This window comes from Desulfonatronospira sp. (assembly GCA_003563255.1).
In the GTDB taxonomy this organism is placed as follows: domain Bacteria; phylum Desulfobacterota; class Desulfovibrionia; order Desulfovibrionales; family Desulfonatronovibrionaceae; genus Desulfonatronospira.
In genome coordinates this window covers 1-10284 of the sequence record PWSL01000179.1, presented here as the reverse complement: position 1 = coordinate 10284, position 10284 = coordinate 1, and the positions used below count along the sequence as shown (strand labels likewise).

Annotated in this window: 7 protein-coding genes; 1 reads left to right on the top strand and 6 read right to left on the bottom strand. The window is 50.5% G+C overall.

Going from position 1 to position 10284, the window contains the following annotated elements:
* Positions 1 to 511: 511 nt before the first annotated feature.
* From QZP87_RS05160 to panC, 5 genes are all read right to left on the bottom strand, one after another.
* A complete protein-coding gene (locus QZP87_RS05160) occupies positions 512 to 1318 on the bottom strand; it encodes a hypothetical protein (protein ID WP_291321853.1) in 807 nt (268 codons plus the stop codon).
* A gap of 15 nt (positions 1319 to 1333) precedes the next feature.
* Complete coding sequence (gene metK / locus QZP87_RS05155; RefSeq protein WP_291321852.1) at positions 1334 to 2503, bottom strand: methionine adenosyltransferase; 1170 nt, start codon at positions 2501 to 2503, stop codon at positions 1334 to 1336.
* Positions 2504 to 2505: 2 nt separating this feature from the next.
* Positions 2506 to 3162 carry a DUF502 domain-containing protein gene (locus tag QZP87_RS05150; protein ID WP_291321851.1) on the bottom strand — a complete coding sequence of 219 codons (657 nt, stop codon included), beginning with the start codon at positions 3160 to 3162 and terminating at the stop codon, positions 2506 to 2508.
* Positions 3155 to 3514, bottom strand: coding sequence for an aspartate 1-decarboxylase (gene panD / locus QZP87_RS05145; protein WP_291321850.1), 360 nt, complete (start codon positions 3512 to 3514; stop codon positions 3155 to 3157). Before panD ends, QZP87_RS05150 begins: the two co-directional genes overlap by 8 nt.
* Positions 3515 to 3800: 286 nt before the next feature.
* Complete coding sequence (gene panC / locus QZP87_RS05140; RefSeq protein WP_291321849.1) at positions 3801 to 4646, bottom strand: pantoate--beta-alanine ligase; 846 nt, start codon at positions 4644 to 4646, stop codon at positions 3801 to 3803.
* Positions 4647 to 5449: 803 nt separating this feature from the next.
* Between panC and QZP87_RS05135 the strand changes: the two genes are divergently transcribed.
* The gene (locus tag QZP87_RS05135; RefSeq protein ID WP_291321848.1) at positions 5450 to 8365 is read left to right on the top strand and encodes an insulinase family protein; all 2916 of its coding nucleotides are present in this window, start codon (positions 5450 to 5452) and stop codon (positions 8363 to 8365) included.
* A 76-nt stretch (positions 8366 to 8441) separates the two neighbouring features.
* Here QZP87_RS05135 and QZP87_RS05130 read toward each other — a convergent pair whose 3' ends face one another.
* Complete coding sequence (locus QZP87_RS05130) at positions 8442 to 9746, bottom strand: M23 family metallopeptidase (RefSeq protein WP_291321847.1); 1305 nt, start codon at positions 9744 to 9746, stop codon at positions 8442 to 8444.
* Between the last annotated feature and the right edge of the window lie 538 nt (positions 9747 to 10284).

The following is a 10284-nucleotide window of genomic DNA, read 5'->3' as shown; positions in this document are numbered from 1 at the left end:
TCCCCGCGACAATATTTTTTTGGTTACTGAAATCTCTCATTAGCAAAACTGGTTGCCTTTGATCTGGTTAGTTCTTAGCGGGGACAGTCCCACTGCCAAGCGCTGAACCCCCGCCATGGCACAAATTTTTCTTGTTTTTTGTAACAGGGTTTCAGGAATAAGTCACTGATCAGTTTCTTGTTCAATAAAAAATAAATGCCGGGGCGTCTGTCCCCATAAACATGCAAGCAAGGATTTTTTCTTGTTCCCAGGCTCCAGCCTGGGGACATCGCTTTTTTGTGGCTCCAGCCACATTTTTAAAAAGCGGTTGGTGCCGCAAGAATTAAGCGTTCCCAGGCTGGAGCCTGGGAACATGAGGTAACCAGGAACGAAGAACCAGGAACCGATTTTTAACGACCAACATGTTTGTTTGAAATCTGTGCTAAGCGCCTGTTAAGGAAAGCGCCTAAAAAGATACTGATAATCAAGTATCTCCTTTCTTCCATAAGGTTGAGGGCGAAGCCCGTATCGGTCAAAGCAAGTATGAAGAGCCTATCAGCTTGAGATCATTGTAGGACAGTCCTGATTTGATGCCGGAACACATATTCAGCGACATGTCCATCTTGGTTTCAGTAAGGTCCAGGATGGCCTTTTTCTGAAGGTTCAGCCTGTACTTGACAAAATCATAATCAAACCCGTCAATAATATAGGACAGTCCTTCAGCAAAATAAAATGAGCGTACATATTGCACAAAGTCTTTTAATTCATTTCGCCCGAGACGTCTGGAAAGCATATTGTGGATAATAAGGTTGAGAATAAGAGTCTCCAGCTTCAGGCGATGGTCCACGTTTAAAAATCTTTTTTTGTGAGCTTCATCCTTATCCAGTCCGGCCAGGGCAGATTGCGCAGCCTCGAAAATTTCCTTTTCGTAAACCGGAGAAATGGAAAACTTGGAAATTATTCTGATGAGGACCTTTTGGGGGTTTTCATTGGTAGACATGCCCAGAACGGAAATAGACATAAGCACAAACTTGCGTTGCAGATCGTCGATGATAGTTTTTTTCTTTACCCCGGCATATTTTTCCAGTTTTTCAGCTGGAAGGGATGAGGCTAAAAGCCCGAGCAGATGCCTGATGTAGGGCTCGGAGGTATTATCCCTTTCCCGCTGCAGAAACGAAACATCCCTGGATTCCATTACTTTGCCCACTGATAGCCAGTATGCCAGGACAGCCTCCAGGGGCATTTCCAGAAGATCGAAGTCGCTTGGAAGCTCCCTGTGTTCTATGACGGATTTGGACAACAGAAACTCCTTTACCCTGGAGGTGATATTGTGCCCCATACCCCTTAGACCCTCTTAGATCCTGCAGGCGGTTTTAAGATCTTCTACGGCATCTGTCTGTTCCCAGGTAAAGTCCAGATGATCCCGCCCGAAGTGCCCGTAGCAGGAGGTGTTGCTGTAAATGGGCCGCAGCAGGTTTAGACGGTTGATGATGTGATAGGGCCGCAGATCAAAAACATCCCTGACAGCCCGGGACAAAACATCGTCCGTTACCTGCCCCGTGCCCCACGAAGTGACCATAATGGAGACGGGTTCAGCTACTCCTATTGCATAAGCAAGTTGGACCTCGCAGCGCTCGGCAATCTCAGCAGCAACAATGTTTTTGGCAATATATCTGGCCATGTAGGCGGCAGAGCGATCTACCTTGGATGGGTCTTTGCCGGAAAAGGCCCCTCCCCCGTGATTTCCCATGCCTCCGTAAGTATCCTGAATGATTTTGCGGCCGGTCAACCCGCAGTCAGCCAAGGGGCCTCCAACAACAAATCTTGAGGTGGTGTTGATAAATATCCGGGTATTTTTATCCAGCATTTCAGGTGGCAAGGTATAAAACACAACTTCTTCTCTCACAGCCTCCACCAGATCCTCGTGGGAGACATCCTCGTCATGCTGGCAGGCAATGACCACGTAATCAACCCTGACAGGCCTGCCGGCAATGTATTCCACACTGACCTCGGTCTTGCCGTCGGGGCGCAGAAAATCAAGGATTTTTCTTTTGCGCACATAGGCCAGCCGCCTTGAAAGTCTGTGGGCATAATATATGGGTGCCGGCATAAGAACAGGGTTTTCCCGGACGGCATACCCGAACATCATCCCCTGGTCTCCTGCCCCCTGGTCTTCCCGGGACTTACGGTCCACTCCCATGGCAATATCTGGAGACTGCCTGTCTATTGCCGAGAGTACAGCGCAGGTCTCCCAGTCGAATCCCATGTCAGAGCTGTTGTAGCCTATATGGCGCAGGGTCTCCCTGACAATTCCTGGCAGGTCGGCATAGCCGCTGGTGGTGATCTCGCCGGCTATAAACGCCAGGCCAGTGGTTACCAGGGTCTCACAGGCCACCCTTGCATGCCTGTCCTGGGCCAGGATAGCGTCCAGCACTGCATCGGATATCTGATCTGCTACTTTATCCGGGTGACCCTCGGTGACAGACTCGGAAGTAAACACATAGTTATTGTTGGATATGAACATGCTTATCCCTTTTCACCTTTCTTTTCCGGAGCAAGAATGCCCCCTGACATGAGCAGCTTGAAAGAATCTTCCACGCTCATATCCAGGGGAATGGTCTCATCTTCAGGCACCATAAGATAAAACCCTGAGGTTGGATTCGGCGTTGTGGGAACGTAAACATTCACCATCTTCCTCTTTGTCTTTTCCTGAAGTTCCCCCACCGCTATTCCGGTAACGTATGCCATGGCATACACCCCTTCCTTGGGATACTCAATGAGCACCACCCGTTTGAAGTCCTTGGTGGTTCCCCTGGCAATCGTATCCAGAAGCTGCTTTACAGCTGTATATATCTTATTGACGATGGGGATATGCTCAACTATCCTTTCCCATACATAAACCAGTTTTTTGCCTAAATAGTTGCGGACAAACATCCCCGAAAAAATCAGCACCAGCAAAAGCAGGATAAGCCCCAGTCCCGGGACCGGGAAAGGCATAAAATTTTCAGGTCGAAATGCCGGGGGAATAATTAATAGAATGCGGTCTATCCACTCAATGGTAACCTTGAGGATAAGAAAGGTGGCCACAATGGGTGCCAGGAAAAGGAGGCCCGCCAGGATATTGACCTTCAAAAACTTTCTGATACGACCGAAAAGGGATAGCTGCTCCCTGCGATCATCCATTGTACCGCCCCTTTATCCTGTTGGTCTCATCCACCAGCAGTACTACAGGATTATGTTCCTGCAATTCTTTTTCATCCAGAAGACAATAGGCCGCAATAATGACCTTTTGCCCTGGGTTGCCTTTGTGGGCAGCTGCACCGTTGAGCCTGATCTCTCCCGGCTCTCCGCTGAGTGTGTAGGTAGTCAGCCGCTCTCCGTTATCCAGGTTGTATACATCAACCTGTTCAAAGGGGTGTATTCCTGAAGTTGTGAGAAGTTCCGGACAGATGGATATGCTGCCCTCGTAGTCCAGGCAGGTCCCTGTCAGGGTGGCCCGGTGTATTTTGGCCTGAAGAAAAGTGCGTAAAGACATGGTAATTGGTTGATTTTTGCTGTCTGCAATCTATTAAAGGTTATCCATCAAAGGCCTCTGCCTGCCTGAAGCAGTCCGGGCAGTGCTGTCAGCACTGACACCAAAATTTCGAGCAAAGACGGGTTTTCAGCACCTGGTACGGGGACTGTCCCCCTGGCCGGTAATAACCTATCTCAATTGGGGACAGGCACCCAGCACTTATTTATTTAATTCGTCAGTCTTCTGTCAGAAAAATAAGTGCCGGGAGCCAGTCCCCGGAGGTCAATTAATAAGTTTCCCTGTAGCGTTAATCAAGCAGGATATTGTCAATCAGCCTGGCCTGCCCCAGCTTGAGAGCCACAGCTGCCAATGCCCCAGGCTTTACCCTGTCCTGCGGTTCAAGATTGTTGGAGTCCACTATTTGAACATAATCGATCTCTGCCTGGGGCAGGTTGCGCTGGTAATAGCTCCTGAGCTCCAGCTCCAGCTCCAGGCGGTCATCCTGTCCCGACTCAAACCTGCCCCTGACCATCAAAAGCCCCTGGTAGACCCGGGGAGCGACCTTTCTCAGCTCCTGGTCCAGGTATGCATTTCGAGAACTCATGGCCAGCCCGTCATCTTCCCGCACTGTGGGCCTGCCCACGATTTCCACCGGCATGTTCAGATCCCTGGTCATCTTTTTGATGATAATCAGCTGCTGCCAGTCTTTTTGCCCGAATACCGCCTTGTGGGGACAGGTAAGGTTGAAAAGCTTGCAGACCACAGTGGTCACTCCCCGGAAATGCTCTGGCCTGGTAAGGCCGCAAAGTTTGCCGGACAACCCCTGAACCTCCACCCAGGTGGAAAAACCATCCGGATAAAGACTGCTCCGAGCTGGAGTAAACAGGATATCCACCCCTTCCTCCATGGCGGCATGAACATCGTTATCCAGATCCTGGGGATAGCGCTGGTAATCCTCCCCCGGGCCGAACTGGGCCGGATTCACAAACAGGGACACCACGAGCATATCGCAGTACTCTCTGGCCCAGCGCATCAGGCTCAGATGCCCATCGTGAAAATACCCCATGGTGGGCACCAGTGCCAGGGTCCTGCCGGACTGCCTGGCCTGCATGCAGGTCTGCTGGATCTGGGAACAGGAAGAGATTATTTCCATAAAAGTTACCGCTGAAGTATCTGTTTAGCCTTGCAGTCGCAGTTTTTTAAACTGTCTGAACGTAACCATTCAGGGGGTCCTCGGTGGTGACTATTGGCAAAAGGCCAGGGGGACTGTCCCTGCTATGCGCTATGTAAGATTGTGCAACTTCACAAAATTTCGCGATTGTAATTTTTGTCTTTGTGCAGGAACTATTTCGCGGGGACTGTCCCCTTACCGGTATCTGCCCCCCTGAATGATTATGTTTGAACGACTGGAAAAATTTATCCCAAATATTTTTCCTTGTCTATCCCGCATTGAAGGGATTACACAGGTGCCAGGGACCTTGGGCATTGAACTGAACCGGGGAACAAAGGTTGAGTTTATCACGGATTCAAAGTATATTATCATTAAAGCGACACTTTGATTGTATTCGCTGGGGACCGGCTTACCCCGCACTTTTTCTTCCATAAAACGTATCTGTTCAGCGCTTTTAAGGAAAGCAGGGGGCAGGCACCCCCGCACTTATTTTTCTGAAGGATGATTGACAGGTTTTAAAAATAAGTGTGGGGAGAGCCAGTCCCCATGCCACATCCAAAGCGCTGAACAGATACCATAAAACTTACTGAATTTACAGGAAGCGGCTTGCGGGGAATATCCCCGGGCAGGCTTTTGAATTCTTCTAAAAAGTTGCCTGTTATCAAACTTTCGTAACCATTCAGGGGGATGCCGAAACCGGCCTGGGGACAGTCCCCTGGCCTTGTGCCATCAGTCAACACCGAGGATCCCCTGAATGGTTACAAACTTTCTCATTGGAGGAAAAATTGAACCAGAACAATAGATTTCGCCTTATCGAAGAAAGGCATATCCCAGAGATAAACTCTCTGGCCAGACTTTTTAAACATGAAAAGACCGGTGCCCGGGTATTATCCATGACCAACCAGGATGAAAACAAGGTTTTCGGTATCAGTTTCCGTACCCCCCCCAGGGATAATACCGGAGTTGCGCACATACTGGAACATTCAGTGCTTTGCGGCTCCCGAAAGTACAGGGTCAAGGAACCTTTTGTAGAGCTGCTGAAGAGTTCGGTACAGACATTTTTAAACTCTGTCACTTTCCCGGACAAAACCTGTTATCCAGTAGCCAGCCAGAACCGGCAGGATCTTTACAACCTGATGGATGTCTATCTGGATGCAGTCTTTTTCCCCGGCATTCCGCCCGAAGTCTTCGCCCAGGAGGGGTGGCATTACGAACTGCCCTCGCTGGATTCCCCTCTGAAATTCAAAGGAGTGGTCTACAACGAAATGAAGGGGGCCTACTCCTCTCCGGAAAGCCTGCTTGCTGAGTACTCTCAGCAGTCCCTTTTCCCGGGAGGCACCTACGGACTGGATTCCGGCGGCAATCCCGAGGAAATTCTCAACCTGACCTACGAGGATTTTCTGCAGTTTCACAAAAAGTTTTATCACCCTTCAAACTCCTGGATCTTTTTCTATGGCGACGACCCGGAGCAGGAACGCCTGGACCGGGTCGGCGATTTTCTGGATCACTTTGACCTCCTGGAGGTGGATTCTCAGATCCGGACCCAGCCACCTGTTCAGCTGGAAAAACAGGTGGAACGCTGCTACAGCGCCACATCAGAGAGCAACCAGGGATACTACCTGACGATAAACTGGATGCTGCCGACAACAAATTTCCCCCAGCTCAATCTGGGACTGCGCATACTGGAGTTCATCCTCACGGGCATGCCGGCCTCCCCGCTGCGCAAAAGACTGATAGAGTCTGGCCTGGGAGAAGACCTGGCAGGTGTGGGGCTGGAGACCGACATCCTGCAGATGTATTATTCCACCGGCATGAAAGGGGTGTTGCCGGAAAACCTTGACCCGGTGCAAAACCTTATCCAGGATACTTTGCAGGATCTGGCCCAAAACGGCATTGATCCCGAAATAATCAAGGCAGCCCTGAGCAGTGTGGAGTTCGCTCTTCGAGAAAACAACACCGGCTCCTTCCCCAGGGGCCTGGCCGTGATGTTCAGGGCTTTAAGCACCTGGCTCTACGATGAAAGTCCTTTCCCTCTTCTGGAATTTGGCGATGTCCTGGAGCAGATCAAACTCAGACTGGAACAGGGAGAAAAAGTTTTCGAGGACCTCCTTCAGGAGCACTTTTTGAACAACCCACACAAAACATTAGTGATACTCAAGCCCGACCCGGACATGGAGGGCAGGATCCAGAATATGGAAAACCAGCGCCTGCAGGAGGCCCGGAAGAAACTTGACCGGCAACAGGAAAAAGAACTGGTTGATAACACACTCAAGCTCATCCAGTGGCAGGAAAAGCCCGATGATCCCCTGGAACTGGCCAGAATACCCAGGCTGAAAAGGTCGGATATGAACCCGCAGATCCGCACCGTTGCAAGGCAGGAGCATCAGATCCATGGCGCCGTTGTGCTGACTCACCCTCAGCCCACTGCAGGTATTTTTTATCTGGACCTGGGAATGGACCTGCATTTTCTGCCCCAGAAACACCTTTCATACATTCCTCTTTTCGCAAGAGCCCTTCTGGAAATGGGGACTTTCAGCGAAGACTATACAGCCCTGACCACCAGGATCAGACAGCTTACCGGCGGTATTGTACCCGTACCCTTTTCCCATTCTGTGCTGGGAGGGCAGGAAAGCGCCTGCCGCCTTTTTCTGCGCGGTAAATCCCTGCCTGAAAAAGTTGGTGACATGTTCGGCATTTTCCAGGACATACTTACCCAGGTCAAACTTGACAACCGGGATCGCTTCAGACAGATAGCCCTGGAAGAAAAGTCCGGCATGGAGCAGGCCCTGGTGCCGGCCGGGCACAGGGTTGTGGGCATGCGCCTCAAGGCCAGATACTCGGAAGCCGACTGGGCCCAGGAACATATGTCCGGAGTCTCTTACTTACTCTTTCTGAGGCACCTGCTGCAAAAAATTGACACCGACTGGGAGCAGGTACTTGCTGATCTGGAAGACATCAAGACATTGCTGGTACACAAAAACGGGGCTCTGCTAAACCTTACCGCCGAACAGGAGGCCCTGCAGCAGGGACTGGAATATGTAAAGGTATTTCTGGACAGACTGCCAGAACAGGAGGCCTTGCGCAGCAAATGGAAATGGAGCTGCACCCCCGGCAACGAAGCCATGTTTATACCGGCCAGGGTTAACTATGTGGGCCGGTCCGTGGACCTGGAAACAGCAGGATACCGCTTTCACGGTGCTTCCCTGGCCGCCACCAGATTTTTGAGGGCAAGCTGGCTGTGGGACAAGATCCGGGTCCAGGGGGGTGCTTATGGAGCCTTCAGCAGCTACGACCACTTCTGCAATGTCATGGCCTTCACCTCTTACCGGGATCCCAATATTACAAGCACCCTTCAGGCATTTGATTCCTCCGGTGCTTTTCTATGTAACCGGGATCTTGACCCTGAGGAAGTGGAAAAAGCCGTTATAGGCGCAATAGGTGAAATGGACGGTTATCAGCTTCCGGACGCAAAAGGGTTTTCATCCATGATTCGTTATCTTAGCAATATATCCGATGATTACCGCCAGAAGGTCAGAAATGAAATTTTGGAGGCCGGACTGGAGGACTTCCAGAAATTCGGGCGGGCCCTGGACAGAGCTTTGAATAAAGACAAGGGAGTGATAAGTATCCTTGGAGGGCGGGACCAGATCGCAGAACATGAAGCAGAACTGCAGCTGGAAAACAGCTTTCGGCTCCTCTGAGTATGTAACCCCGCTTCATGAAACACCGCTGCCTGCAGGGGCGGGTGATGCCCGCCTCTGCAAGTGTTGTTCAGCGTTAGTCCCGCAGCTTGCTGAAGATATTATTTTCCAGCCAGGTACCGTCCCACCATTCCGCCGGATTCACTGGCAAGCCTGAGACCAGGACCTCAAAGTGCAGGTGGTCACCAACAGCCAAACCCGTGGTGCCTGTCCTGCCGATATGATCACCCCTGGAGACCTCCTGGCCGTCCCTGACGTCAATACTGCTCAAGTGAGCATACAGAGTCTGCAATCCCAGGCCATGATCCAGGATCACTGTCTGGCCGTATATCCCGAGATCTCCTGTAAAAACCACCTCTCCCCTTTCAGCGGCCGGTACCGGGGCCTGGGCGGTGGAGGCCAGGTCCACCCCCAGATGTACCTGCTGATCTATCTCTTCACCGTCATAAAAATAAGTCCTGTGGTCAGCATAGCCGGCCATAAAAGCAGAGGGCTTACGCAAAAGGGCGCCTTGCACTCGGAAGTTTGCCGAGGTCCTGGATGCAATTTCCTGGACTTTACTGCGGTTTTGCTCCCTCAAATCACGGTTTACCCGTAAAAAAATCTCCAGAGGATCGCTTTCATCAGGGTACCTGCTTTCAAATTGGGGCATCTGGGATCTCAGGAATTCATCGTTGATGTTCAGGTCTGCCTGCCTGAAACTCCTGGAGTTTACGTGGTAATTAAAACCACTCACCTGCCTGTTGCCGGCCCTGTCCACTGCAGTCACCCGGGGGACATCCCTTTGAGTGTCCGCGTTGTAAGCAAAGGAAAAAATGCAGTAATAATTACCATCAGGTTTCCGGAAGGCTGGAAAAAAGTAATCTCCAAGCTTCACCCCTGTCTTTTCGGCCTCTTTGGAAAGGGAGTATATCACCAGTCCTGCTCCGCCCTGGTTGAGATTATGAACTGCAGAAATCAGTGAAATAGAAGGCGGAATGCTGTCAAAAATCATCTCCCTGGTAACCAGTGATTCATTCCCGCGGCCCCAGTTTACAATAGATCTGTCTACGGCCCGTACCTGCAGTTCAAAACTGCCCTGGTCCAGTCGTGGCAGCTCCATGGTGAACTGCATATCATTTATGCCGGGATCAATTTCCTCCTGAAAGGTTTTTTTGACCTGGCCGTCCTGAACCACCTGGACTTCAACGTTTTTCAGGCCCAGGCCCTGATCATGTATCTGAATATCGAACAGCCTTTCGGCATTGGTGTATCTGACCTCAGGATCAACATGGATCACCGGCTCATCGGTATCCCAGTAGTTTATGTAAGTATAACCAGCACCAACAGCCAAAAGAAGAATCAAAAGCAGCCAAAAGCCTTTCTTCAGTCTGATAGCCATAATTACCTCATGACTTGAGAGTTGAAAGTTAAAGGTTCACGGTTGAAGAACATGTCTCTGTTCTGCGCTTAGCATGTGGCATGGAGACTGGCTCTTCCGGCATCCGCTCATAATGAGTCATTGAGCCTCTGGAGCCTGATTTTCAGCTTAACACTACAGCGAAACTTATGATTGACCTCAGGGGACTGGCTCTCCCCGCACTTATTATTTCCAATAAAACCAAGATCACTTGTAACTTCTCAATTAAAAATAAGTGCGGGGGTGCCTGTCCCCAATTTAGTCTTCTTAAAAATGTGGCTGGAGCCACAAAAAAGCGATGTCCCCAGGCTGGAGCCTGGGAACAAGAAAAAAAATTGAGCCATGGCGAGGGTTCAGCGCTTGGCAGTGGGACTGTCCCGCACTTATTTTTGAAAATCTCATGGCTGTAACTTATTCATCAGAAAAATAAGTGCGGGACTGTCCCAATTGTGGGATACGAGCACTTCTTTATCTTAAGTTGCGGGCAAAGCCCGCCTTCGATTATTATCCGATGACAAAT